Genomic DNA, 22507 nt, shown 5'->3' with positions numbered 1-22507 from the left:
GTTCAATGTGAGCATGTCTTGGGCGGCGAAAAGGCCGCCTTTGTTTCCCTCCCCCGCGAGGCGAGGGAGCGTTGTTCAGACCAATCGGCTTTGCTTCACGGCGGCTTCGATGAAGCTGGCGAAGAGCGGGTGCGGATCGAACGGCTTGGACTTCAGTTCGGGGTGGAACTGCACGCCGACGAACCAGGGGTGATCGGGACGTTCGACGATCTCGGGGAGCGTGCCGTCCGGGGACATTCCCGAGAAGACGAGGCCGCCTTGCTCCAACGCTTCCTTGTAGCCGGTGTTGACCTCGTAGCGGTGACGATGACGCTCCGAGATGTCGGTGCCGCCGTAGATCGACGCTACCACGCTGTTGCCGTCGAGCTTGGCGTCATATGCGCCAAGCCGCATCGTGCCGCCCATGTCGCCCTCGGCCGCGCGCGTTTCGAGACCTTCGCGGCCCATCCATTCGGTGATCATTCCGACCACCGGCTCGTCGGTTGGGCCGAACTCGGTCGACGACGCATTGGGGATGCCCGCAAGATCGCGCGCGCCCTCGACACAGGCCATCTGCATCCCGAAACAGATGCCGAAATACGGAATCTTCCGCTCGCGTGCGAACTTGACCGAAGCGATCTTGCCCTCTGCGCCACGCTCGCCGAACGCGCCGGGGACGAGGATTGCGTCGCACGGCTCAAGTTGGCCGGCAATGTCGCTCTCGGCGTTCTCGAACAATTCGGCGTCGATCCAGCGAACGTTGACCTTCACGCGATTCGCGATGCCGCCGTGGACCAGCGCTTCGTTGAGCGACTTGTACGCGTCCTGGAGCCCGACATATTTGCCGACCACCCCGATCGTGACTTCGCCCTGCGGGTTGGTCAGTCGGTCCATGATCTCAGTCCAGCGCGACAGGTCTGGTGCATCGGCGGGTTCGATCCCGAACGCGCGCAGGACTTCGATGTCGAGTCCTTCACCGTGATACTGGAGCGGAACCGCGTAGATGCTCTTCGCGTCGAGCGCGGGGATAACCGCGCTAGCGGGCACGTTACAGAACAGCGCGATCTTGGCGCGTTCCGACGGCGGCAACGGATGTTCGCAGCGGCAGACGAGAACGTCCGGCTGGACGCCCAGCGCCGCGAGTTCGCGGACCGAATGCTGAGTCGGCTTGGTCTTCAGTTCGCCCGCGGCCGCAATGTACGGCACCAGGGTCACGTGGATGCTGATCGCCTTGCCGCGACCTTCCTCGTTCTTCAGCTGGCGAATCGCCTCGATGAACGGCAGTGATTCGATATCGCCGACGGTGCCACCGATTTCGCAGAGCACGAAGTCGATGCCGTCGGTCTCGGCGCGCGCGAACGCCTTGATTGCGTCGGTGACGTGCGGGATGACCTGCACGGTCGCGCCGAGATAATCGCCGCGGCGTTCGCGCGTGATGATCTGCTGATAGATGCGGCCCGACGTGACGTTGTCCGACTGGCGCGAGGGAACGCCGGTGAAGCGCTCGTAATGACCTAGGTCCAGATCGGTCTCGGCGCCGTCGTCGGTGACGTACACCTCGCCGTGCTGATACGGCGACATCGTGCCCGGATCGACGTTCAGATACGGATCGAACTTCCGAATCCTGACGGTGTATCCGCGTGCCTGGAGGAGAGCGGCAAGCGATGCCGCCATGAGACCTTTACCGAGCGACGAAACCACGCCCCCGGTGATGAAAATGTACCGAGCCATGGGAAGAGTCTCGTAGCGTGTGTTGGGGACGAACGACAAGCGCCCGCGGATCACGCGGGGCGCATTAATCGGCGAATGGAGTGTTTAGTTGGCTAGCGGGACCGCGCCGTTGTCGGCCGGAGCCGTAGTACCGGCAGGAACGCCAGCGTTCTCCGCACCGCCGGCGAACGGCGCCGCGTCACCCTTGGGCTGTGCGGTCGGAACCGTCGTCGCTGCCGCCGCCGGTGTGCGCGCGAGCGAGGTGTCGATCGTCGTGGTGCGGTGATTCGCTGCGAGAACCGCGAGCAGAATCGAAAACAGCACGAACATCGTCGCGAGGACGCCGGTCGCGCGGGTCAGGAAATCGGCCGCGCCGCGGGCCGACATGAGGCCCGACGGACTGCCGCCCATGCCCAGACCGCCGCCTTCCGACCGCTGCATGAGGATCACCGTGACGAGGGCGGCCGCGATGATCGCGTGGATGACGAGCAGAAAGGCGAACATTGCGCGGAAAACCCCGGAACTTTTGCGAAGGCGCGCACATAGGCGACACCGCGGCTTCGATCAACCGGAACGGTGGCACGGCATATCGCACGACGCACGCAAAACTACGGAAACATGACGTCCGGGCAGCGTTGTGAACCCGTAATGACGCTCATGACTGGGTATCGTGCATATAAATTCAGATGGCGGATCAACGCTGTGGCATCAATGGCAGCCAATACCTTATCGACCTGGATGACCGCTCTGGTGGATTACGTCCGCTCGGGTGAACCGGATCTGACCAATCGTCAGATGGCGCTTCTTCTTCTGGTCTATTTGAAACCGGGTCCCCATACGGTGCGCGGCCTTGCCCGTGCGCTGAACGTATCGAAGCCGGTCGTTACGCGCGCCTTGAACAGGTTGGGTGCCCTCGGCTATCTGCGCCGGCAACGCGATGACAGCGACAAGCGCAACATCTTCGTCGCGCGCACGACCGAAGGGGCAGATTTTCTTGAAGAGTTCGGGCAATTCATCGGCGACGGCCCCGCCCCTGCTGGCGCAAACGGCCACGCCGCCGCTCGCGCTTGAGCCGTTCGACGACCAGGCCCGCACGAGCTTTTCGCTGACGGGGCGTTCGGTAGACCTCGACCCGCGCACGCACGCGGTTCGCCGCGACATCGCCGATATTCGCCTGGCCGAATACGTATTCGCTCCACACTATGCCGTGCCGATGATACGGGCCGTCGCGCGCACAGCTTTGTTGCGTAGTGGAAGAGACGAAGCGAGCGATACGATGGTCGATCTCAATCCTGGCGACAGTTTCGAAGTGCTGGAGATTGCTGGCGTTTCCGCCTGGGGCGTCGCACGCCCGAGCGGCCTTGTCGGCTATGTCGAAGCAGCAGCGCTCGATCTTTCCGCGCCGAACGCAGCATGACCACAGTCTTTATCGACGGCGCTGTCGGCACGACCGGTCTGGAAATTCGCGAACGGCTTGCCGGACGTGCTGACATCTCGATCGCGTTGCTCGCCGAAGATCGGCGCAAAGACCCCGCTGCCCGGCGCGAGGCGCTGAACGATGCCGACTTCGTCATCCTTTGCCTGCCCGACGACGCCGCACGCGAGGCGGTCGCGCTGATCGACAATCCCCGCACCCGCGTTATCGACGCGTCCAGCGCACACCGTGTCTCAGCAGGCTGGACCTATGGCTTCCCTGAACTGCCGGGCCAAGCCGAGACGATCGCGACCGCGATGCGCGTCGCCAACCCGGGCTGCTATCCGACCGGCTTCCTTGCGCTCGTCGCGCCGCTCGTTGCGGCCAAGCTCCTTCCCGCCGACCTGCCGCTCAGCGTCAACGCGACGTCGGGCTATTCCGGTGGAGGCAAGGCGATGATCGCCGAGTTCGAAGCGGGCGCGACGACGATGGCCTTCCGCGCCTACGCGCTGGGCCTCGCGCACAAGCATATTGCCGAGATGACTCAGCATGCCGGCCTCGTCCACGCGCCGATCTTCGCGCCGGCGGTGGCCAACGCCTATCGCGGCATGGTCGTGGAGGTGCCGCTGCATCTTCACGCGCTGCCCGGCCGCCCAAGTCTGGCGGCGATCGAGGACGTGTTGCGCGCTGCGTTCGACAGTTCGATGCTCGTCTCGGTCGCGGATGGCGATATCGGCGCGATCGATATCGAGGAGAATGCCGACACCGACCGCCTGACGCTGCGCGTTTGCGGCAACGATGCCGTCGGTCATGCACGGCTGGTCGCGACGCTCGACAATCTGGGCAAGGGCGCCGGCGGCGCGGCGGTCCAGAACCTCAACATCATGGCCGGGGTCGATCCCGTGGCCGGCCTCGTTTTCTAAGACCGGCGTTCCAACCGGCTAGTTCCAGGAGCTTTCATGCACCGTAATCCCGTAGCCAAGCTGCTCCTGTTCGGCGCGACCGGCGATCTCGCGCAGCGTATGCTGCTGCCCTCGCTTTATGGCTTGCACGCCGACGGTTTGCTGCCCCACGAACTGACGATTACCGGCGCGGCGCGCCACGACTATGACGACACGCAGTATCGGGCGTTCGCCAAGAAGGCGCTCGACGAGTTCCTGTCGGACGATCGCAAGGACGAGGCCGCGATCGGATCGTTCCTCGACCGGATCCATTATCAGCCGACCGACCTGTCCGATCCGGCCAGTTTCCAGCCGCTCGCGGACAAGATCGGCGATATCTCGGGTGGTCTGGCCATCTATCTCTCGACCGCGCCGTCGCTGTTCGAATCGGCGATCGAAGGGCTGCACAAGGTCGGCCTCGCGGGCGAAACCGTCCGCGTCGGCCTCGAAAAACCGCTCGGCTATGACCTCGAGACCAGCCGCGAGATCAACGACGCGGTCGCAAAGGCCTTCCCAGAGGACCGGACCTACCGGATCGATCATTATCTCGGCAAGGAGACCGTCCAGAACATCCTCGCGCTGCGGTTCGGCAACTCGTTCTTCGAGCCCGTCTGGAATGCGCAGGGGATCGACAACGTCCAGATCACGATCTCCGAAACGGTCGGGCTCGAGGAACGCGCCGGCTATTACGAGACGGCGGGCGCGTTGCGCGACATGGTCGCCAATCACATGCTCCAGCTGCTCGCGCTCATTGCGATGGAGCCGCCTGCGCGGTTCGAGGGCACCGATGTCCGCGACGAAAAGTCGAAGGTTTTCCGCTCGTTGCGGATGATCAAGCCCGAGGAAGCGCCGCACGTCACAGTCACCGGCCAATATGCCGACGGCGCCGTGAAGGGGAAGATCGTCAAGAGCTACTCCGACGAACTCGGCAAGCCGTCGAACACCGAGACGTTCGTCGCGATCAAGGCGCATGTCGACAATTGGCGCTGGCAGGGCGTGCCGTTCTATCTGCGCACCGGCAAGCGCATGACGACGCGGCGCAGCGAGATCGCGATCCAGTTCAAGGCGGTGCCGCATTCGATGTTCGCTGGCCGTGGTGGGCTGTTACAGCCCAACATGCTGATCATCCGCCTGCAGCCGGAGGAATATATCCAGCTGCTGGTGATGGCAAAGGAGCCGGGGCTCGATCGTGAGGGGGTCCGCCTGCGCGAGGTGCCGTTGAACCTGAGCATGGACGCAGAATTCGCCGGCTCGCGGCGCCGCATCGCTTATGAGCGGCTGCTGCTCGATCTGATCGAGGGCGACCAGACCCTGTTCGTGCGCCGCGACGAGGTCGAAGCGCAGTGGACGTGGATCGATGCGATCCGCAAGGGCTGGAAGGCGAACGCGATGAAGCCCAAAAGCTATGCATCGGGCAGCTGGGGTCCCTCCGCTGCGATTGCGCTTACCGAGCGCGACGGGGTGACTTGGCAGGACGACTGACACTGTTGTCTTCCGTTCGTCCCGAGTAGCCTTCGAGCGAAGTCGAGAAGGCGTATCGAGGGATCGGCCCGTTTGTGGCATTGTACCTCGACACAGACTCTCGATTTCGCTCGATCCTTACTCGGCGGGAACGGCAATTTTTAGCACGAACGGCAATTTTTTTAAGTGAGTTTGAGCATATGACCGAGATCGAATGGTGGGATTACGAGGACGCGGACGAGCTCGCCAACGCCGTCGCGGGGGACATCCAGTTCGTCATCGAGAGCGCGCTCGACGCGCGCGGCTCGGCGGTGATCGCGCTGGCGGGCGGCAAGACGCCGATGGCAGCGTATGAGAAGCTCGCCCAGGCCAAGCTCGACTGGAAGAAGGTCACGATCATCCCCGGCGACGAGCGTATCGTGAAGCTCGGCGATCCGCTGTCGAACGTCACCGCGCTCGCCAAGATCTTCCTGCCCAAGGGCGCGCGCGTGAAGCCGATCGTCCCCGAGGCCATGTCCGATTACAAGGCGGCGGGCCGTTCGGCGGATGCGCTGATGCAAGACCTGCACTGGCCGCTCGACTTCTGCCTGCTCGGCATGGGCACCGACGGCCACACCGCGTCGATCTTCCCCGGCCCCGATTATGACGAGGCGCTCAGCGGTCCCAAGGAGCGTCGGGCGCTGGGCGTCATGCCCGATCCGCTGCCGCCCGAGGCGCCGCTGGCGCGCGTGACGCTGTCGGCGGCGGCGATCGCCTCGTCGCGGGCGCTGATGGTCATGATCACCGGCGACGAAAAGAAGAAGGTCCTCGAACAGGCGATCGAGCAGGGTCCGTCCTCGTCCTACCCGATCGGCCGCGTGCTCGCCGAAGTCGAGCTGCCCGTCGACGTCCACTGGGCCGCCTGACCATGCTGAACGCCGTCGTCGCCGCGGTCACCGACCGGATCATCGACCGCTCGCGCGACAGCCGTGCCGCGTACCTCGCGCTGATAGAGCGCGAGGCGGCGGCACAGGTCCGGCGTCCGGGTCTGGGCTGCGCGAATCTCGCGCACGCCTATGCCGGGACCGAGGAGGATCGCGATGCGATGAAGGCCGATGCCGGCATGAACATCGGCATCGTGACGGCGTATAACGACATGCTGTCGGCGCACGCGGTCTATTACCGTTACCCCGAGCTGATGAAGGTCTGGGCGCGCGAGGCGGGGGCGACCGCGCAGGTCGCGGGCGGCGTGCCGGCGATGTGCGACGGCGTGACGCAAGGGTATCCGGGCATGGAGCTGTCGCTGTTCAGCCGCGACACGATCGCGCTGAGCACTGCGATCGCACTCAGCCACGGCACGTTCGAGGGCGCGGCGCTGCTCGGCATCTGCGACAAGATCGTTCCGGGGCTGCTCATGGGCGCGCTGCGCTTTGGGCATCTGCCGATGGTGCTGATCCCGGGCGGCCCGATGCCGACCGGTCTGCCCAACAAGGCGAAGGCCGCGGTGCGCGAGAAATTCGCCGAGGGCCTTGTCGGCCGCGAGGAGCTGCTCGAGGCCGAGATCGGCGCTTATCATTCGAAGGGCACGTGCACCTTCTACGGCACCGCCAACACCAACCAGATGATGATGGAGGTCATGGGCCTCCACATGCCGGGCGCCGCGTTCGTCAATCCGGGCACGAAGCTTCGCCAGGAACTGACGCGCGCCGCGGTACACCGGCTCGCGAAGATCGGTGCGCGCGGCGAGGACTATCGCCCGCTCGGTCATTGCGTCGACGAGAAGGCGATCGTGAACGCGGCGGTCGGCCTGCTCGCGACCGGCGGGTCGACCAACCACCTGCTCCACGTTCCTGCGATCGCGCGCGCGGCGGGGATCGTCATCGACTGGGAGGATTTCGACCGCCTCTCCGCTGCGGTGCCGCTGATCGCGCGCGTCTACCCCAACGGCTCGGCCGACGTGAACGCGTTCGAGGCGGCGGGCGGCATGCCCTATGTGATTCGCGAACTGCTGAGCGAGGGCTTGCTTCACGGCGACATCATGACGATCGGCGGGCAGGATCTGTCGGCCTATGCGAAGACCGCGGTCGTCGAGGACGGCACTCTCGAATGGCGTGACACGCCGGACAGCGGAGACGAGACGATCCTTCGCCCCGCCACCGCGCCCTTCTCCGCCGATGGCGGGATGCGGATCCTCGCGGGCAATATCGGCCGCGCGTGCATCAAGGTCTCCGCGGTCGAGCGCGAGCGCTGGATCGTCGAGGCACCCGCCGCGGTGTTCGACGACCAGCTCGACGTGATCGAGGCGTTCAAACGCGGCGAACTCGAGAAGGACGTCGTCGTCGTCGTCCGCTTCCAGGGGCCGCGCGCGAACGGGATGCCCGAGCTGCACAAGCTGACCCCGCCGCTAGGCGTGCTGCAAAATCGCGGGTTCAAGGTGGCGCTCGTCACCGATGGCCGCATGTCGGGCGCGAGCGGCAAGGTGCCGTGCGCGATCCATTGCTCGCCCGAGGCGCTGCTCGACGGCGCGATCGGCCTGATCCGCGATGGCGACATGATTCGCGTCGATGCGGTCAACGGCACGCTGGAGGCGCTGGTCGATGCGGACGTCTGGGCAACGCGCGAGATGGTCGCGGTGCCGCCGCCGGTCAGCGGCATGGGCCGCGAGTTGTTCGGCATGTTGCGCGGGCTCGCCGACGAAGCCGAAAAGGGTGCGTCGGCAATGCTGGCGGGGGCTGGGCTTTAGAACGCCACACACGCCGCCATTGCGTCAGCCACACCCCCGTCATCCCGGCGAAAGCCGGGACCTCGCTCCACGGGGACGGACTGTGCGGCTTGAGATCCCGGCTTTCGCTGGGATGACGGGGGTGGCGGTAATGATAAGATCGGACGGAGGATGACATGGAAATCGTAGCGGCAGATATCGGCGGAACGCATGCCCGCTTCGCGATCGCCGAGGTCGAGAATGGCCGCGTCGTGGCGCTCGGCGAACCGGTGACGCTCAAGACCGCGGACCACGCGTCGCTGCAGACCGCGTATCAGGCGTTCGAGGCAGGCCTCGGCCGCCCCCTCCCCCGCGCGCTGGCAATCGCAGTCGCGTCGCCGGTCGCGAACGACGTCATCCGCCTGACGAACAACCCGTGGATCATCCGCAAGTCGCTGATCACCGAGCGGTTGAAGGCGGACCAGTGGGTGGTCGTCAACGATTTCGGCGCGGTCGGCCATGCCGTCGCGCAGGTCCCCGACAGCGACTTCGTTCATCTCTGCGGCCCCGACACGCCGCTCCCGTCCGAGGGCATCACGACGATCTGCGGCCCCGGCACCGGGCTGGGCGTCGCGCAGCTGCTGCGGCGCAAGGACGGCTATCAGGTCCTTGAAACCGAGGGCGGCCATATGGACTTCGCGCCGCTCGACGGCATCGAGGACGCATTGCTCAAGCGCCTCCGCAAGACCTTCACCCGCGTGTCGGCCGAGCGTGTCGTCGCCGGCCCAGGCATCGTCGCGATCTACGAGACGCTCGCCGCGCTTGAGGGCCGCGCGGTCCCCAGCCGCGACGACAAGACGATCTGGACAGAGGCGATCGACGGCACCGATTCGATCGCGCTGGCAGCACTCGACCGCTTCAGCCTCGCGCTCGGCGCGGTCGCGGGCGATCTCGCACTGGCGCAGGGCGCGAAGGCGGTCGTGATCGCCGGGGGCCTCGGCTTCCGGATCAAGGATCGCCTGATTCGCTCGGGCTTCGACCAGCGTTTCGTCGCCAAGGGTCGCTTCCAGACGATGATGGCGGCGATGCCCGTCAAGCTCATCACTCATCCCCAGCCCGGCCTGTTCGGCGCCGCGGCCGCCTTCGCACAGGAACACACGCAATGACCGTGACTATCGCAGACATCATGCAGACCAGCGCCGTCATCCCGGTGCTGGTGATCGAGGACGCGGCGCTCGCCCGTCCGCTCGCCGAGGCGCTCGTCGCCGGTGGCCTGCGCGTGCTCGAAGTGACGCTGCGCACCGGTGCCGCGCTCGAGGCGATCGCCGAGATGAAAAAGGTACCGGGCGCGATCGTCGGCGCCGGCACCGTCGTGAACACGCAGCAGTTCGTGCAGGTCCGCGATGCGGGCGCCGAGTTCATCGTCTCGCCGGGCCTCACCGAACGCCTCGCCACGCCGATCATCGAGAGCGGCATCCCGTTCCTGCCGGGCATCGCCAACGCGGCCGACATCATTACCGGGCTCGACCTGGGCCTCACGCACTTCAAGTTCTTCCCGGCCGAGGCCAATGGCGGGCTGAAGGCGCTGAAGGCGCTCGCGGCGCCGTTCTACCAGTGCAGCTTCTGCCCGACCGGCGGTATCACCGAGGCGAGCGCGCCCGAGTGGCTGGCGTTCAAGCCTGTGCTCTGCGTCGGCGGCAGCTGGGTGACCGGCGGCACGATGGCCGAAATCGAGATCAAGGCCCGCGCCGCAAACGCATTGCGCGGATAATGATGCTGTTCGGTCTCACAGCTCTCGTCGCGCTCTATTGCGCGGCGAGGGCGTTGGCCGATTTACGGCGGCGGCAGTTCTGGTGGGCCGCTGCCGGTATTCTTGCGAGCGCGATGCTCGTGGCCTCCCTCATACCAGTGCAGCCGATGAGCGTAACGATGCCCGTCGCTCGGTAGCACCAAGACGGATAGCTACATCTCGCCGCGAGCTTTGCGGATGGCGTACCATTTCTTCACATTGGCGTTGTGCTCGGCCAGCGTGTCCGCGAACACATGGCCACCGGTGCCATCAGCGACGAAATACAGCGCCTGGGTCTGCCCCGGGTCGAGCACTGCATCGATCGACGCGCGGCCGGGGTTGGCGATCGGCCCGACCGGCAGCCCGGCGCTCGCATAGGTGTTATAGCCGTTCTTGGCGTGCAGTTCCGACCGCAGGATGCGGCGGCCGATCGGACGCCCCTTGGTGATCGGATAGATCACCGTCGGATCGGCCTGGAGTGGCATGCCGTTGCGCAGGCGGTTGCCATAGACCGCGGCGACGGTGCGGCGCTCGGACGGCTTGCCAGTTTCCTTCTCGACGATCGAGGCGAGGATGATTGCCTGTTCGGGCGTTGTCACGGCAATTCCCGGCTTGCGCGCCGCCCATGCCTTGGCGAGATAGGTCTTCATCGCCGACTGCATGCGCGTGACGACCGACGCCCGCGTGTCGCCCGCCTGGAACGCATAGCTGTCGGGGAGGATCGAACCTTCCGCGGGGACTGGCACGGCGCCAATGAGGCCGTCCGCCTTCACCAACGCGTCGTGGACGAGGACCGAGGGATAGCCCTCGGGCACCGCCACCAGCCGCTGGATGACCTTGCCGCCCTGCATCAGCTTGAGGATGTCGGACTGGCTGGTGTGCGGCGCGATGCGGTATTCGCCGGCCTTGATCGGATCGCCGGAGCCGAACACGCGCGCGTACAAGCGGAACCGTCGGGCAGAGGGTATCGCGCCGGCCTTTTCGAGTTCGGTGGCCGCACCGGCGAGCGTGCTGCCCTCGCCGATCTGCACGGTCAGCGTTCGGGGGGCTGGGCCGGCACCGCCCCAGCCTTGCACGACGAGGAACAGCGCGACGACGGCCGCCAGGCCTAAGACGAGTCCGAAACAGCCGACCTTGCGCATTACTACCTCTTGTTCTCCCGCGAAGGCGGGAGCCCAGTCTGGGCCCCCGCCTTCGCGGGGGAACAAACCCTTTTACTGAACCTTCGTCATCACCAGCGAGGCATTCGTCCCGCCGAAGCCGAACGAGTTGTTCAGCACCGCGCGGACTTCCCGCTTCTTGGCGACGTGCGGCACGAGGTCGACGCCCACGCAGCTGTCGCTCGGATTGTCGAGGTTCAGCGTCGGCGGGACGATCTGATCGCGCAGCGCGAGGATGCAGAAGATGCTCTCGACCGCGCCGGCACCGCCGAGCAGATGCCCGATCGCCGACTTGGTCGACGACATCGACAGACCCGAGATCGCATCGCCGAACAGCCGCCGCACCGCGCCGAGTTCGAGCTCGTCGCCGAGCGGCGTCGAGGTGCCGTGCGCGTTGATGTAATCGATGTCCTCGAGCTTGAGCCCCGACTTCTTTATCGCCATCTGCATCGAGCGGAACGCGCCGTCGCCTTCCGGATGCGGTGCGGTCACATGGTAGGCGTCGCCCGACAGGCCGTAGCCGATCACCTCGGCATAGATCTTCGCGCCGCGCGCCTTGGCATGCTCATATTCCTCGAGCACGAGCACGCCCGCGCCCTCGCCCATCACGAAGCCGTCGCGGTCCTTGTCGTAGGGACGCGAGGCCTTTTCGGGCGAATCGTTGAAATTGGTCGACAGCGCGCGGGCCTGTGCGAACCCGGCAATGCCGAGCGGGCAGACGGTGCCCTCCGCACCGCCAGCGAGCATCACGTCGGCATCGTCCATCGCGATCATCCGCGCGGCGTCGCCGATCGCGTGCGCACCCGTCGAGCACGCGGTGACGACCGCATGATTCGGGCCGCGCAGGCCGTATTTGATCGAAACCTGACCAGAAATCAGGTTGATCAGCCGGCCGTGGACGAAGTGCGGCGAGACCCGGCGCGGGCCCTTGGTGTGCAGAACGATCGATTCGCTCTCGATGCCCGGCAGGCCGCCTATCCCCGACCCGATCGATACGCCGGCACGCCAGCTCTCTTCGAGCGTCATCTCGGTCAGCCCGGCGTCTTCCAAAGCCTGGCCGGCGGCATCGATGCCGTAGATGATGAACGGATCGACCTGACGCTGGACCTTGTGATCGACGCGCTTGCCAGGATCGAAGCCATATTCATGGTCGGCCGGTTTCACCTCGCAGGCGATGCGGCACACCTGATCCGACGCGTCGAAGCGCGTGATCGGTCCAGCGCCCGACTTGCCGGCGAGAATGTTCGCCCAGGCCGTTTCAACATCCGCCCCCAGGGGGGTGACCAGGCCTAGCCCGGTTACGACGACACGCCGCATGGCTTCAAACTCCGTCTGCTCTCAAAACGAAACGGCTCCCCGCCCTCTTTGCCCAAGGACGGGGAGCCGCTCAAATCATACCCATCGGGGCAGGTCCAAGATGATGGACCCTAAACCCTGATCAGGCCTTGTGCTCGTCGATATACGTGATCGCATCCTTGACGGTTGCGATCTTCTCGGCGGCATCATCGGGGATCTCGACGCCGAACTCTTCCTCGAACGCCATGACGAGTTCGACGATGTCAAGGCTGTCTGCGCCTAGGTCGTCGATGAAGCTCGCGTCCTCGGTCACCTTGTCGGCTTCGACGCCGAGATGCTCGACGACGATCTTCTTCACGCGGTCAGCGGTCTCGCTCATGGTAGTTCCCTCTTCAAATCTGGGGGTTTTCGGTATTTCCTGAACGCACCTAGAACGCGGCAGTTCAGCGCGCAAGTTCAGATCATCGCCATCCCGCCGTTCACATGCACGGTTTGTCCCGTGACGTAGCCGGCTTCACGGCTTGCGAGATACACCACGGCGGCGCCGATGTCTGCGCCTTCGCCGAGGCGACCGGCCGGAATCTTGGTCGTCAGCGCCGTCTTCTGTGCGTCAGGCAGAGCGTCGGTCATCGGCGAAGTGATGAAACCGGGCGCGACGCAATTGACCGTGATGCCGCGGCTGGCGAGTTCCTGCGCCATCGATTTCGACATGCCGATCAGCCCCGCCTTCGACGCGGCATAGTTCGCCTGCCCCGGATTGCCGGTAACGCCGACGATCGACGTGACCGAGATCATGCGGCCGAAGCGCGCCTTCATCATCGGCTTGGCGGCGGCGCGCATGAGGCGGAACGCGGCTTCGAGATTGACGCGGATGACGCTGTCCCACTCGTCGTCCTTCATCCGCATCGCGAGGTTGTCGCGCGTGACGCCGGCGTTGTTGACGAGGATATCGATTTTCCCGAGCGCCTCGACCGCCTGCGGCACGAGCGCATCGACCGCGGCGCCGTCGGACAGGTTGCACGGCAGCGCGACGTGATCGCCGCCGAGGCTGGCGCGGAAGGCTTCGAGCTTGTCGGCATTGGACCCGGACACGGCGAGGCGCGCGCCTTGCGCGGCCAGGGCTTTGGCGATCTCGGACCCGATCCCGCCGGATGCGCCGGTGACGAGCGCGGTCATGCCTGTGAGGTCGAACATTCTAGTCTCCAGTAGATTGGTTCACGCGAAGGCGCGATGGCGCGAAGGGGGTGTAGCCGTTGACGATCCGGCGGAGCCCTTCCTTCAGCGTTTCGCCTCCGAAGTTGATCAGCAGCCCGAGGGGCTGTTTGGTAAGTCGCAAATAGGTCAGCAATTGCTTTGCATGAGCGGCGTTGAGCCACTCGACGGATTTGATTTCGACGAGCAACCGATTGCCGATGACGAGATCGATCCGAAATGCCGCATCGAAATGCAGCCCTTCGAAATCGATCGAAACAGACCGCTGCCGCTCGACCTGATACCCCAGACCGGCGAGCTTGGCGGCCAGAACGGTCTCGTAAACGCTCTCGAGCAGACCAGGCCCAAGCTCGCGATGAACGCGCAGCGACACATCAATGACGTCGGAAGCGGCAGCCTCGAGATCCATCATCTTCGCGCCTTTGCGCCTTCGCGTGAATCACATCTTCTTCACCAATTCCTCGATGTCGTCCATCGTGATGACGCTCGTCGTTTCGGCGTCAGGGGCGATGCGCTTGACCATCGGGCCTAGCACCTTGCCGCCGAATTCGAAGAAGTGGCCGACGCCGGCCGCGTGCATCGCCAGGACCGATTCGCGCCAGCGGACCATGCCGGTGACCTGCTGGACCAGCAAATGCCGGATCGCACCGGGATCGGCGACGGCGACCGCGTCGACATTGGCGAAGACGGGGATCAGCGGCGCACGCAGGTCGGCGTCGAGGAGCACGGCTTCCATCGCGTCGGCGGCGGGTTGCATCAGCGGGCAATGGAACGGGGCCGACACGGGGAGCAGCACCGCGCGCTTGGCGCCGAGGTCCTTGGCCAGCGTGATCGCCTTTTCGATCGCAAGGCGGTGGCCGGAGATCACGACCTGCGAAGGATCATTGTCGTTGGCGACGGTGCAGATCAGTTCGGGCCCGCCCTCGGCGAGGATCGAATCGACCGCAGCGCCCGCGATCAGCTGCGCCTTTTCCAGGTCCGCGCCGAGCAATGCCGCCATCGCGCCCTCGCCGACCGGGACCGCCGCCTGCATCGCACGGCCGCGCAGCTTGAGCAGACGCGCGGTGGTCGGTAGGTCGAGCGCGCCCGCTGCACACAAGGCGGTATATTCGCCGAGGCTGTGCCCCGCGACATAATCGGCCTTGTCGGCAAGGCGGATGCCGCCCTCCTTCTCGGCGACGCGCAAGGTGGCGATCGCGTTCGCCATGATCGCGGGCTGTGCGTTCTCGGTGAGGAGCAGATCGTCCGCCGGACCTTCGCTCATCAGGCGGAACAGATGCTGGCCGAGCGCCTCGTCGACTTCGGCGAAGACCTCGCGGGCGGTGGCGCTGGCGTCGGCAAGTGCCTTGCCCATGCCGACAGACTGGCTCCCCTGGCCGGGGAAGATGAACGCGCGCATGTGCTCTCCTTTTAAGATGGCCGCGGCCTAGAAAGGTGCGCGGCGAGTTGCAACCGCGCGAACCTGAACGACGCTTCCGGCTTTGCGACAAACTGCGACCATTTCGCCGCTTCTGCGACAAGCGCCTGCGACAACCGGCCCCCAGATTATGGAGGACGCCGCAGCAACGGCGCCGTGTTTCAACGGGAGATTACAATGAACAAGTTCATCCTCAGCGCGCTTGCCGCCACCCTCGTCGCCAGCCCGCTGCTCGCCGCCGCTCCGGCAGAAGCGCAAGCGCGTCGCGAAGTGACCACCGTGCGCCAGAACAATAACGGCCGCACCGTCGTCACCAAGAAGACCGTCGTGCGCGCACCGCAGGCTCGCAACTGGCGCGCTGGCCAGCGCTTCGATCGTCGCCAGGCGCAGAACTACCGCGTCATCACCACGTATCGGAACTACCGCCTCGCCGCACCGCCGCGGGGCAGCCAGTGGGTCCGCTCGGGCAACGACGCGGTCCTGATCAACGCCCGCGGCAACGTGGTGCAGGTTCGTGGCGGCGCGTTCCGGTAATCGATTACCTGTGGGTCTAGGGGCGTCGTAAGGGCGCCCCTTCCCTCCATCCCCCGCCCCGTCATCCTGACGAAAGTCAGGATCCAGGGTTACGGTGCGGGGCATTCCTGGCTCTGGATCCTGACTTTCGTCAGGATGACGGAATTGAGTTCAGAGTTACGCGACTAGGCGACGGGGCCAGGACAGAACGTCCACACTGTCTTGCCTTTGCCGCACAATGGAGTAAGGCGCTCTGCAACCGGGGTGAGAGATTCGCGTCTCTCGCCCCTGTTTGCATTCTAGACGACAGCCGGAGGGGTGCACGCATGGGGCGTGTATCAGCGATCGGCCAAGACGAAGGACAAGACATGGCTCTTTACGAGCACGTTTTCCTTGCGCGCCAGGATCTGGCACAAGCGCAGGTGGACGCTCTGGCGGAAATCGCCACCAAGATCGTGAACGACAACGAAGGTCGGGTCGTAAAGACCGAGAACTGGGGCTTGCGTTCGCTGGCGTACAAGATCGCCAAGAACCGCAAGGCGCACTACGTCATGCTCGAGATCGATGCCCCGGGCAGCGTGATCGCAGAGCTGGAGCGCCAGACCCAGATCAACGAAGACATCATCCGTTACATGACGGTCAAGGTCGACACCCTCGAAGAGGGCCCGACCGTGATGATGCGCAAGTCGGACCGCGACCGTGAGCGTCGTGGCGACCGCGAAGGTGGCCGTGAAGGCCGTCCTGACCGCGGCGATCGTCCGGACCGTGGTCCCCGTCGTGACCGCGAAGAGGGAGCTGAATAATCATGGCACGTCCATTCTTCCGCCGCCGCAAGAGCTGCCCGTTCTCCGCCAAAGACGCGCCCCGGATCGACTATAAGGACGTCCGGTTGCTGCAGGGCTTCGTGTCCGAGCGTGGCAAGATCGTCCCTTCGCGCATCACGTCTGTTGCCGCGAAGAAGCAGCGCGAACTGGCCCAGGCCATCAAGCGTGCGCGTCATCTGGGCTTGCTGCCCTACATCGTTAAGTAAGGAGCGGCCACATGGACGTCATTCTGCTTGAGCGCGTCGAAAAGCTTGGTGCTATCGGCGACGTGGTGAAGGTCAAGGACGGTTACGCGCGTAACTTCCTGCTTCCCAACAAGAAGGCCCTTCGCTCGAACGACGCGAACCGCAAGGTTTTCGAGTCGAACCGTGCGAAGATCGAATCGGACAATGCATCGCGTCGCAGCGATGCTGAGACCGAAGCGAAGACCTTCAACGACGCGACCGTGACCCTGATCCGTCAGGCGTCGAACACCGGTCAGCTCTACGGTTCGGTCGCGGTTCGCGATCTGGTCGATGCGCTGGTGGCCGACGGTCACAAGGTCGGCAAGTCGGCGATCGTGCTCGACAAGCCGATCAAGGCGATCGGCGTGTACACCGTCAAGGTTGCACTCCACCCCGAAGTGTCGGTGTCCGTCAAGGTCAACGTCGCACGCTCGCCTGAAGAGGCCGAGATGCAGGCTTCGGGCGTCGACGTTATGTCGTCGATGTTCGAGCGCGACGAGGCTGGCTTCGTCGAGGATTACGATCCGAACGCAGAGCCCGGCGCGACCGCCGAAGCGCCGCAGCGCGACGACGAGGAAGAGGCGCAGGGTTAATCCCTTCGCCTTTCCTTCTCGGGACAAGAAAAAGGGCCGCTTGGAGAGATCCGGGCGGCCCTTTTTCTTTGCGTGTTCGGGACGGGGTTCAGGGGCAGGTTACGTACGCGCCGACCAACGCCGCGAACGGGATCAGGGCGCAGACGATGGGGAGTATGTGCTTCATGACCGGGCGACTCTTTGAGGATGTTGCCGGGTTAATGCGCCGTTCGGGGAAAGGTTGCCGAGAGGTGAACGATTTTTATACCGATCGGTTTTTCAGCCTGTTCCCCCGCGAAGGCGGGGGTCCAGGGTAACAGAACGCAGCGCTGCTTGGTCCTAGGCTCCCGCCTTCGCGGGAGAACATCAAGTCGTGGCGTCCTCCGGCTTCTCGATCAGCGCGGGGCCCTCGCCTAGCGCCAGCGCGTCGACCGAGGACACGTCTTCCAAGTCGCGCGCACCGGTCTCGATGTTGAGATCGCGGAACTTGCGGCCGGTTACCATCAGGCGGCCGTTGAACGAGTTGGTGAAGCCGTTGAAATTCTTCACCGCGCTGTTGAGGCCAACGCCGACCTTACGCAGATCGTCCGCCACCTTCGCCAGGCGATCGTGCATTTCCTTGCCGAGTTCGCCGATCTTGCGCGCTTCGTTGGCGAGCTTTTCCTGGCGCCAGACCGCAGCGACGGTGCGGGCGATCGCGATCAGGTTGGTTGGAGTCGCGAGCAACACCCTCTTTTCGAACGCGAAATCCCAGAGCGTCGGGTCGTGTTCGAGCGCGGCGGACAGGAAATGCTCACCAGGGACGAACATGATGACATAGTCAGGGGTGTCGGCGAACTGGCTCCAATAGGCCTTGTTGCCGAGGCCGTTGACGTGCGCGCGCATCGAGGCCGCGTGCGCCGCGAGGCCGATCAGTCGCTCGGCATCGTCGACTGCGCCGAACGCGTCTTGATAGGCGTTGAGCGACACCTTCGCGTCGATGACCAGCGCGCGGCCGCCGGGGACGCGGATGATCGCGTCGGGGCGGAGTCTCGCGCCGTCGTCGCCGACCGCGACGGAGACTTCGGTCTGGAAGTCGGTGTGTTCGCTGAGACCGCAGGTTTCGAGGACGTTCTTGAGCTGCTGCTCGCCCCAGCGGCCGCGGGATTTCGGGGCGTTGCGGAGCGAATTGACGAGCTTGGCAGCTTCGGTGGAGACCTTTTCCTGGCCGAGGCGCATCTGTTCGATCTGGCCCTTGAGATCGCCGAACGCGTCGCGGCGCTCGGCCTCGACCTTGGCGACACCCTCTTCGTAGCGTTGCAGGCGATCGCTGACGGGTTGCAGCATCGACTTGAGGTTCAGTCCGGCGGACTCCTCCGACTGGCGGAAGCGCGCGTCGGCGCGGTCGAGGAACGTCTTCTGCGCGTCGCTCAGCAACTTGTTGGCGACGTCGCCGAACTGCGCGGCCATCAGGTCCTTGGTTTCCCGAAGGCGTGCTTCAAAAGCCTCCCCTTGCGCCTTCAAAGTTGCATTCTCCGTCCGAGCGGCATCACGATCAGTGCGGATTGTATCGAGGTCTAACCGCAGCCGGTCGGTATCTGCTGCCCGCTCGGCGTTCTGTGCGCGGAGGGTGGCGAGGTCCTGCATCGCCGCGTTGCGTTCGCGTTCGACGGCGTCGCGCGCGGTGCGGATGATCTCGGCGTCGGCGGCTTTGGTTTGGGCGACCGCGAGGTCGGCGGCGAGCGACTGGGCTTTGCGCGAGGCTAGCAGCCAGCCGAGGAGCAGGCCGGCGGCGAGCGCGAGGACGGCGACGATGGCGAACTCAGCCACGGAAAACCGCCGTTTTTGGAGTGAAGTATAGAAAGTGCAGACGCTGGCGCAGCATGGTCTTGGGGGGAGAGGCGCGCTTGAGCGAGCGGTTTTGGGAGGGGGATGGAGACGTCATGGGTGGAACATACGTCGAACGGTTGATGTAGGACAATCGGAATATTGTTCTCCCGCGCAGGCGGGAGTCCAGGGTTACGGGCCGTGGCGTTCGTGGTCCTGGGCCCCCGCCTTCGCGGGGGAACTGGAGGAGAGCGCCGTCACAGGCAGCCTCACCGGGCAACCACTCCCACCCCGGCGGAGGCCGGGGCCCAATTGGTGAGGTGGTCGTAATGACGGGCTGCGCGCGGTTAGCGGCGTTTCCCAATTGGGCCCCGGCCTTCGCCGGGGTGGTGTGTGTTGTGGTGTCGCACCACCCCGGCGGAGGCCGGGGTCCAGATGGCTAGGTCATCGTAACGATCGACTGCGCGCAGTTAGCGGCGTCCCCCAACTGGGCCCCGGCCTTCGCCGGGAAGGCGGAGTGTGGTGGGGAGCGATAGCCCCCGGCCCCTCACCCCAGCTTGCGCATTTTCGCCAGCTTCTTCATCACCATGTCGCGCTTCAGGCGGCTGATGTGGTCGATGAACAACACGCCGTCGAGATGGTCGATCTCGTGCTGCATGCAGGTCGAGAGCAGACCGTCGAAATCCTCCTCGTGGGCCGCGCCGGTTTCGTCGAGCCACTTCACGCGGCAGCGCGCCGGGCGTGCCACCTCGGCATATTGCTCGGGGATCGAGAGGCAGCCCTCATTGTAGGTCGACATCTCGTCGCTGACTGACAGGATCTCGGCGTTGATATACGCCTTGGGTGCCTTGATCGGCTTGTCCTCCTCGTCCTTCTCTTCCTGAAGGTCGATGACGAGGACGCGCTTCTGCACGCCGACCTGAGTCGCCGCCAGGCCGATGCCGTTGAAGTCATACATCGTCTCGATCATGTCGGCGACGAGCGTGCGGGTGGAATCATCGACAGTCTCCACCGGCTCGGCGACGAGGCGCAGGCGGGGATCGGGGACTTCGAGAACGGTCATTACGGTCATACCGCGCAGCTAGGTTCCGCGCGGGGGGCCGTCAAGCACTTGGCGCAAGCCGTGACGATCAGGCCATCGGGCGGCGCGCGCGCAACGCCTGTGCCAGCGTCCCTTCGTCGAGATAGTCGAGTTCGCCGCCGACCGGCAGGCCGTGTGCCAGCTGCGTGACGCGGACCGGGAAGCGTTCGATGCGCTCGGCGATGTAGTGCGCGGTGGTCTGGCCCTCCAGCGTGGCGTTCATCGCGAGGACGACTTCGTCGATGCCGCCGACTTCGATGCGGCGGACGAGGCTGTCGATGCTGAGATCCTCGGGGCGGATGCCTTCGAGCGCGGACAGCCGGCCGCCCAGCACATGGAAGCGGCCGGGGAACAGCCGCGAGCGATCGAGCGCCCAGAGATCGGCAACCTCCTCGACCACGCACAGCGATCGCTGGTCGCGGCGCAGGTCGGCGCAGATCGCGCAGGGGTTGGTGGTATCGACGTTGCCGCAGGTGGTGCAGTTCTCCAGCCGCTCGTCGACCGCGGTCAGCGCCTCGCGCAACGGCCCCAGCGCCGCATCGCGCTTCTTGAGCAGATGCAGCACGGCACGGCGTGCGGACCGGGGGCCAAGGCCGGGGAGCCGGGCCAGCGCCTGCGTCAGCGCCTCGATCTCGGGGGATGCCATCTGGAACAGATAGGGGGTTGCGCGGTTCCCCGCCAGCGTGTTCGAGAGGCGGCATGCGGATCATCTTCATGGGAACGCCGGACTTCGCAGTGCCGGTGCTGGAGGCCCTCGTCGCGGCGGGGCATGACGTCGTTGCGGCGTATTGCCAGCCGGCGCGACCGGGCGGGCGGCGCGGGCGCGAGCTGGTGCCGTCGCCGGTACAGGTTCGGGCGGAGTCGCTGGGGATCGAAGTCCGGACGCCGGTGTCGTTCAAGGCGTCGCTGCCCGAGGGGGTTGAGGCTCGGGAGGCGTTTGCGGCCTTGGGGGCGGATGTCGCGGTCGTCGCGGCGTATGGCCTGATCCTGCCGCGCGCGCTGCTAAATGCGCCGCGGTTCGCGTGCCTGAACGTGCACGGCTCGCTGTTGCCGCGGTGGCGCGGGGCGGCGCCGGTGCAGCGGGCTATCCTCGCGGGCGATTCGGAAACCGGCGTTGGCATCATGCAGATGGAGGCGGGGCTGGATACCGGGGCGGTTCGGCTCGAGGGGCGGACCGACGTTGCGGAGAAGACGGCGGGCGACCTCACCGCCGAGCTGTCGACGATGGGAGCACGGTTGATGGTCGAGGTGCTGGGCGATCTCGACACCTACCCTGCCCGGCCGCAGCCCGAGGAGGGCGTCACCTATGCCGCCAAGATCGACAAGGCGGAGGCGCGGATCGACTTCGAACGGTCGGCGAGCGAGGTCGAGCGGCTGGTGCGCGCGATGAACCCTGCGCCCGGCGCGTGGTTCGAGGTCGCTGGCGAGCGCGTGAAGGTGCTCGCGGCGGACGTGTTGCCGTTCAGCTTTCTGGGGTGCGAGGGGCTGACGGTCGACGACGCGCTGACGATCGGCTGCGGCGACGGCGCGATCCGGCCGACCTTGGTGCAACGGGCCGGGCGCGGCGTCACATCGACCGAGGAGCTGCTGCGCGGGTTTCCAGTTCGCTCGGGGACGCAGCTTTGACGCGGTTCGCGTTGACGGTGGAATTCGATGGCCGGCCGTTCATGGGCTGGCAGCGGCAGAAGCATGGGCCGAGCGTTCAGGCAGCACTCGAGGCGGCGGTGCTGAAAATGACCGGCGAGACCGCCTCGGTGCAGGCGGCGGGGCGGACCGATGCGGGCGTGCACGGGATGGCGATGCGCGCGCATGTCGATATCGAGAAGCCGCTCGCGGCGTTCCGGTTGATGGAGGGGCTGAATGCGCTGGTGAAGCCGGCGCCGGTGTCGGTGCTGGCCTGCGAGGTCGTCGATGACGATTGGCATGCGCGGTTTTCGTGTGTGGGGCGGTCGTACGAGTATCGGATTATCAACCGGCGATCGCCGCTGACCTTCGAGGCGGGGCTGGCGTGGCAGGTGCCGCAGCCGCTTGATGCGGACGCGATGGCGGCGGCGGCGCAGGCACTCGTCGGGCGGCATGATTTCACGACGTTTCGGTCGGCGCATTGCCAGGCGGACAGCCCGGTGCGGACGCTCGACCGGCTCGAGGTGGTTCGCAAGGGCGAGCGTCTGTTCATTTACGCGGCGGCGCGGTCGTTCCTGCATCATCAGGTGCGGTCGATGGTCGGGTGCCTGGCGTTGGTCGGGATGGGGCGCTGGGCGGTCGGCGATGTGGCCAAGGCGCTGGCGGCGAAGGATCGGGCGATGCTGGGGCTGAATGCGCCGCCCGACGGGTTGTTCTTCGTGAGTGCGGTGTATCCACCCCCGTCATCCCGGACTTGATCCGGGACCCAGGGTTACACGGCGCAGCGTTCGTGGCTCTGGGTCCT

General features: G+C 65.6%; 25 protein-coding genes. 14 read left to right on the top strand and 11 right to left on the bottom strand.

What is annotated here, in order from left to right; translation table 11 throughout:
- Window positions 1–75: 75 nt before the first annotated feature.
- Entirely contained in the window at window positions 76–1710 is a 1635-nt protein-coding gene (locus tag HMP09_RS00845) for a CTP synthase (protein WP_176498779.1), read from the bottom strand.
- 84 nt (window positions 1711–1794) lie between these two features.
- Complete coding sequence (secG, locus tag HMP09_RS00840) at window positions 1795–2193, bottom strand: preprotein translocase subunit SecG (protein ID WP_176498778.1); 399 nt, start codon at window positions 2191–2193, stop codon at window positions 1795–1797.
- A 234-nt stretch (window positions 2194–2427) separates the two neighbouring features.
- Between secG and HMP09_RS00835 the strand changes: the two genes are divergently transcribed.
- The 8 genes from HMP09_RS00835 to eda all read left to right on the top strand — a co-directional run bounded on the left by HMP09_RS00835 (window position 2428) and on the right by eda (window position 9956).
- Window positions 2428–2760 (top strand): MarR family transcriptional regulator, encoded by a 333-nt coding sequence (locus HMP09_RS00835; RefSeq protein WP_176501494.1) that lies wholly within the window; start codon window positions 2428–2430, stop codon window positions 2758–2760.
- On the top strand, window positions 2684–3106 hold the full coding sequence (locus HMP09_RS00830) for an SH3 domain-containing protein (RefSeq protein WP_232090494.1): 423 nt from the start codon (window positions 2684–2686) through the stop codon (window positions 3104–3106). Before HMP09_RS00835 ends, HMP09_RS00830 begins: the two co-directional genes overlap by 77 nt.
- A complete protein-coding gene (argC, locus tag HMP09_RS00825) occupies window positions 3103–4026 on the top strand; it encodes an N-acetyl-gamma-glutamyl-phosphate reductase (RefSeq protein WP_176498777.1) in 924 nt (307 codons plus the stop codon). Before HMP09_RS00830 ends, argC begins: the two co-directional genes overlap by 4 nt.
- A 36-nt stretch (window positions 4027–4062) precedes the next feature.
- Window positions 4063–5526: a glucose-6-phosphate dehydrogenase gene (gene zwf / locus HMP09_RS00820; protein WP_176498776.1), complete on the top strand. Its 1464-nt coding sequence runs from the start codon at window positions 4063–4065 to the stop codon at window positions 5524–5526.
- 179 nt (window positions 5527–5705) lie between these two features.
- Entirely contained in the window at window positions 5706–6410 is a 705-nt protein-coding gene (gene pgl / locus HMP09_RS00815; protein WP_176498775.1) for a 6-phosphogluconolactonase, read from the top strand.
- A 2-nt stretch (window positions 6411–6412) separates the two neighbouring features.
- Window positions 6413–8227, top strand: a complete 1815-nt coding sequence (edd, locus tag HMP09_RS00810) for a phosphogluconate dehydratase (RefSeq protein ID WP_176498774.1) — start codon at window positions 6413–6415, stop codon at window positions 8225–8227.
- Between the two features lie 155 nt (window positions 8228–8382).
- Window positions 8383–9351: a glucokinase gene (gene glk, locus HMP09_RS00805; RefSeq protein WP_176498773.1), complete on the top strand. Its 969-nt coding sequence runs from the start codon at window positions 8383–8385 to the stop codon at window positions 9349–9351.
- A complete protein-coding gene (gene eda, locus HMP09_RS00800; RefSeq protein WP_176498772.1) occupies window positions 9348–9956 on the top strand; it encodes a bifunctional 4-hydroxy-2-oxoglutarate aldolase/2-dehydro-3-deoxy-phosphogluconate aldolase in 609 nt (202 codons plus the stop codon). Before glk ends, eda begins: the two co-directional genes overlap by 4 nt.
- 191 nt (window positions 9957–10147) lie before the next feature.
- On the opposite strand, the gene mltG is transcribed toward eda, so the two are convergent.
- From mltG to fabD, 6 genes are all read right to left on the bottom strand, one after another.
- Complete coding sequence (gene mltG / locus HMP09_RS00795) at window positions 10148–11116, bottom strand: endolytic transglycosylase MltG (RefSeq protein WP_176498771.1); 969 nt, start codon at window positions 11114–11116, stop codon at window positions 10148–10150.
- Between the two features lie 72 nt (window positions 11117–11188).
- Window positions 11189–12451: a beta-ketoacyl-ACP synthase II gene (gene fabF / locus HMP09_RS00790; RefSeq protein ID WP_176498770.1), complete on the bottom strand. Its 1263-nt coding sequence runs from the start codon at window positions 12449–12451 to the stop codon at window positions 11189–11191.
- Window positions 12452–12572: 121 nt separating this feature from the next.
- Window positions 12573–12809 (bottom strand): acyl carrier protein, encoded by a 237-nt coding sequence (locus tag HMP09_RS00785; protein WP_031393971.1) that lies wholly within the window; start codon window positions 12807–12809, stop codon window positions 12573–12575.
- Window positions 12810–12886: 77 nt separating this feature from the next.
- Entirely contained in the window at window positions 12887–13624 is a 738-nt protein-coding gene (gene fabG, locus HMP09_RS00780) for a 3-oxoacyl-[acyl-carrier-protein] reductase (protein WP_176498769.1), read from the bottom strand.
- A 1-nt stretch (window position 13625) separates the two neighbouring features.
- On the bottom strand, window positions 13626–14054 hold the full coding sequence (locus HMP09_RS00775) for a GxxExxY protein (protein WP_176498768.1): 429 nt from the start codon (window positions 14052–14054) through the stop codon (window positions 13626–13628).
- Window positions 14055–14081: 27 nt separating this feature from the next.
- The gene (gene fabD, locus HMP09_RS00770) at window positions 14082–15041 is read right to left on the bottom strand and encodes an ACP S-malonyltransferase (RefSeq protein ID WP_176498767.1); all 960 of its coding nucleotides are present in this window, start codon (window positions 15039–15041) and stop codon (window positions 14082–14084) included.
- Window positions 15042–15236: 195 nt separating this feature from the next.
- On the opposite strand from fabD, the gene HMP09_RS00765 reads away from it, so the two are divergent.
- From HMP09_RS00765 to rplI, 4 genes are all read left to right on the top strand, one after another.
- Window positions 15237–15593: an RcnB family protein gene (locus HMP09_RS00765; RefSeq protein ID WP_176498766.1), complete on the top strand. Its 357-nt coding sequence runs from the start codon at window positions 15237–15239 to the stop codon at window positions 15591–15593.
- A 347-nt stretch (window positions 15594–15940) separates the two neighbouring features.
- Window positions 15941–16375 carry a 30S ribosomal protein S6 gene (gene rpsF / locus HMP09_RS00760; protein WP_055879421.1) on the top strand — a complete coding sequence of 145 codons (435 nt, stop codon included), beginning with the start codon at window positions 15941–15943 and terminating at the stop codon, window positions 16373–16375.
- 2 nt (window positions 16376–16377) lie between these two features.
- Window positions 16378–16602, top strand: a complete 225-nt coding sequence (gene rpsR / locus HMP09_RS00755) for a 30S ribosomal protein S18 (protein WP_031393978.1) — start codon at window positions 16378–16380, stop codon at window positions 16600–16602.
- Window positions 16603–16613: 11 nt separating this feature from the next.
- Complete coding sequence (gene rplI / locus HMP09_RS00750; protein ID WP_176498765.1) at window positions 16614–17213, top strand: 50S ribosomal protein L9; 600 nt, start codon at window positions 16614–16616, stop codon at window positions 17211–17213.
- A gap of 345 nt (window positions 17214–17558) precedes the next feature.
- Here rplI and rmuC read toward each other — a convergent pair whose 3' ends face one another.
- The 3 genes from rmuC to recR all read right to left on the bottom strand — a co-directional run bounded on the left by rmuC (window position 17559) and on the right by recR (window position 20725).
- Window positions 17559–19001: a DNA recombination protein RmuC gene (gene rmuC, locus HMP09_RS00745; RefSeq protein ID WP_176498764.1), complete on the bottom strand. Its 1443-nt coding sequence runs from the start codon at window positions 18999–19001 to the stop codon at window positions 17559–17561.
- Between the two features lie 544 nt (window positions 19002–19545).
- A complete protein-coding gene (gene def, locus HMP09_RS00740) occupies window positions 19546–20070 on the bottom strand; it encodes a peptide deformylase (protein ID WP_176498763.1) in 525 nt (174 codons plus the stop codon).
- Between the two features lie 58 nt (window positions 20071–20128).
- Entirely contained in the window at window positions 20129–20725 is a 597-nt protein-coding gene (gene recR / locus HMP09_RS00735; RefSeq protein WP_176498762.1) for a recombination mediator RecR, read from the bottom strand.
- A gap of 53 nt (window positions 20726–20778) precedes the next feature.
- Here recR and fmt point away from each other — a divergent pair, with 53 nt between their 5' ends.
- Both fmt and truA read left to right on the top strand, forming a co-directional pair.
- The gene (gene fmt / locus HMP09_RS00730) at window positions 20779–21705 is read left to right on the top strand and encodes a methionyl-tRNA formyltransferase (protein ID WP_176498761.1); all 927 of its coding nucleotides are present in this window, start codon (window positions 20779–20781) and stop codon (window positions 21703–21705) included.
- Window positions 21702–22460 (top strand): tRNA pseudouridine(38-40) synthase TruA, encoded by a 759-nt coding sequence (truA, locus tag HMP09_RS00725; RefSeq protein WP_176498760.1) that lies wholly within the window; start codon window positions 21702–21704, stop codon window positions 22458–22460. The genes fmt and truA overlap by 4 nt, the downstream gene beginning before the upstream one ends.
- Window positions 22461–22507: the final 47 nt, after the last annotated feature.

The sequence above is a fragment of the Sphingomonas sp. HMP9 genome (assembly GCF_013374115.1).
Taxonomy (GTDB): domain Bacteria; phylum Pseudomonadota; class Alphaproteobacteria; order Sphingomonadales; family Sphingomonadaceae; genus Sphingomonas.
The sequence above is the reverse complement of the archived record's forward strand: the minus strand, read 5'-3'. Positions and strand labels throughout refer to the sequence as shown.

What these genes read in the sequence shown, in the direction of transcription:
- HMP09_RS00775 (WP_176498768.1), bottom strand. Translation starts at nt 14,054, where the DNA reads ATGATGGATCTCGAGGCTGCCGCTTCCGACGTCATTGATGTGTCGCTG.
- rplI (WP_176498765.1), top strand. Translation starts at nt 16,614, where the DNA reads ATGGACGTCATTCTGCTTGAGCGCGTCGAAAAGCTTGGTGCTATCGGC.
- argC (WP_176498777.1), top strand. Translation starts at nt 3,103, where the DNA reads ATGACCACAGTCTTTATCGACGGCGCTGTCGGCACGACCGGTCTGGAA.
- edd (WP_176498774.1), top strand. Translation starts at nt 6,413, where the DNA reads ATGCTGAACGCCGTCGTCGCCGCGGTCACCGACCGGATCATCGACCGC.
- pgl (WP_176498775.1), top strand. Translation starts at nt 5,706, where the DNA reads ATGACCGAGATCGAATGGTGGGATTACGAGGACGCGGACGAGCTCGCC.
- fabD (WP_176498767.1), bottom strand. Translation starts at nt 15,041, where the DNA reads ATGCGCGCGTTCATCTTCCCCGGCCAGGGGAGCCAGTCTGTCGGCATG.
- HMP09_RS00765 (WP_176498766.1), top strand. Translation starts at nt 15,237, where the DNA reads ATGAACAAGTTCATCCTCAGCGCGCTTGCCGCCACCCTCGTCGCCAGC.
- HMP09_RS00785 (WP_031393971.1), bottom strand. Translation starts at nt 12,809, where the DNA reads ATGAGCGAGACCGCTGACCGCGTGAAGAAGATCGTCGTCGAGCATCTC.
- mltG (WP_176498771.1), bottom strand. Translation starts at nt 11,116, where the DNA reads ATGCGCAAGGTCGGCTGTTTCGGACTCGTCTTAGGCCTGGCGGCCGTC.
- fabF (WP_176498770.1), bottom strand. Translation starts at nt 12,451, where the DNA reads ATGCGGCGTGTCGTCGTAACCGGGCTAGGCCTGGTCACCCCCCTGGGG.
- recR (WP_176498762.1), bottom strand. Translation starts at nt 20,725, where the DNA reads ATGGCATCCCCCGAGATCGAGGCGCTGACGCAGGCGCTGGCCCGGCTC.
- eda (WP_176498772.1), top strand. Translation starts at nt 9,348, where the DNA reads ATGACCGTGACTATCGCAGACATCATGCAGACCAGCGCCGTCATCCCG.
- HMP09_RS00845 (WP_176498779.1), bottom strand. Translation starts at nt 1,710, where the DNA reads ATGGCTCGGTACATTTTCATCACCGGGGGCGTGGTTTCGTCGCTCGGT.
- fabG (WP_176498769.1), bottom strand. Translation starts at nt 13,624, where the DNA reads ATGTTCGACCTCACAGGCATGACCGCGCTCGTCACCGGCGCATCCGGC.
- rpsR (WP_031393978.1), top strand. Translation starts at nt 16,378, where the DNA reads ATGGCACGTCCATTCTTCCGCCGCCGCAAGAGCTGCCCGTTCTCCGCC.
- glk (WP_176498773.1), top strand. Translation starts at nt 8,383, where the DNA reads ATGGAAATCGTAGCGGCAGATATCGGCGGAACGCATGCCCGCTTCGCG.
- zwf (WP_176498776.1), top strand. Translation starts at nt 4,063, where the DNA reads ATGCACCGTAATCCCGTAGCCAAGCTGCTCCTGTTCGGCGCGACCGGC.
- rpsF (WP_055879421.1), top strand. Translation starts at nt 15,941, where the DNA reads ATGGCTCTTTACGAGCACGTTTTCCTTGCGCGCCAGGATCTGGCACAA.
- secG (WP_176498778.1), bottom strand. Translation starts at nt 2,193, where the DNA reads ATGTTCGCCTTTCTGCTCGTCATCCACGCGATCATCGCGGCCGCCCTC.
- def (WP_176498763.1), bottom strand. Translation starts at nt 20,070, where the DNA reads ATGACCGTAATGACCGTTCTCGAAGTCCCCGATCCCCGCCTGCGCCTC.
- fmt (WP_176498761.1), top strand. Translation starts at nt 20,779, where the DNA reads ATGCGGATCATCTTCATGGGAACGCCGGACTTCGCAGTGCCGGTGCTG.
- HMP09_RS00835 (WP_176501494.1), top strand. Translation starts at nt 2,428, where the DNA reads ATGACCGCTCTGGTGGATTACGTCCGCTCGGGTGAACCGGATCTGACC.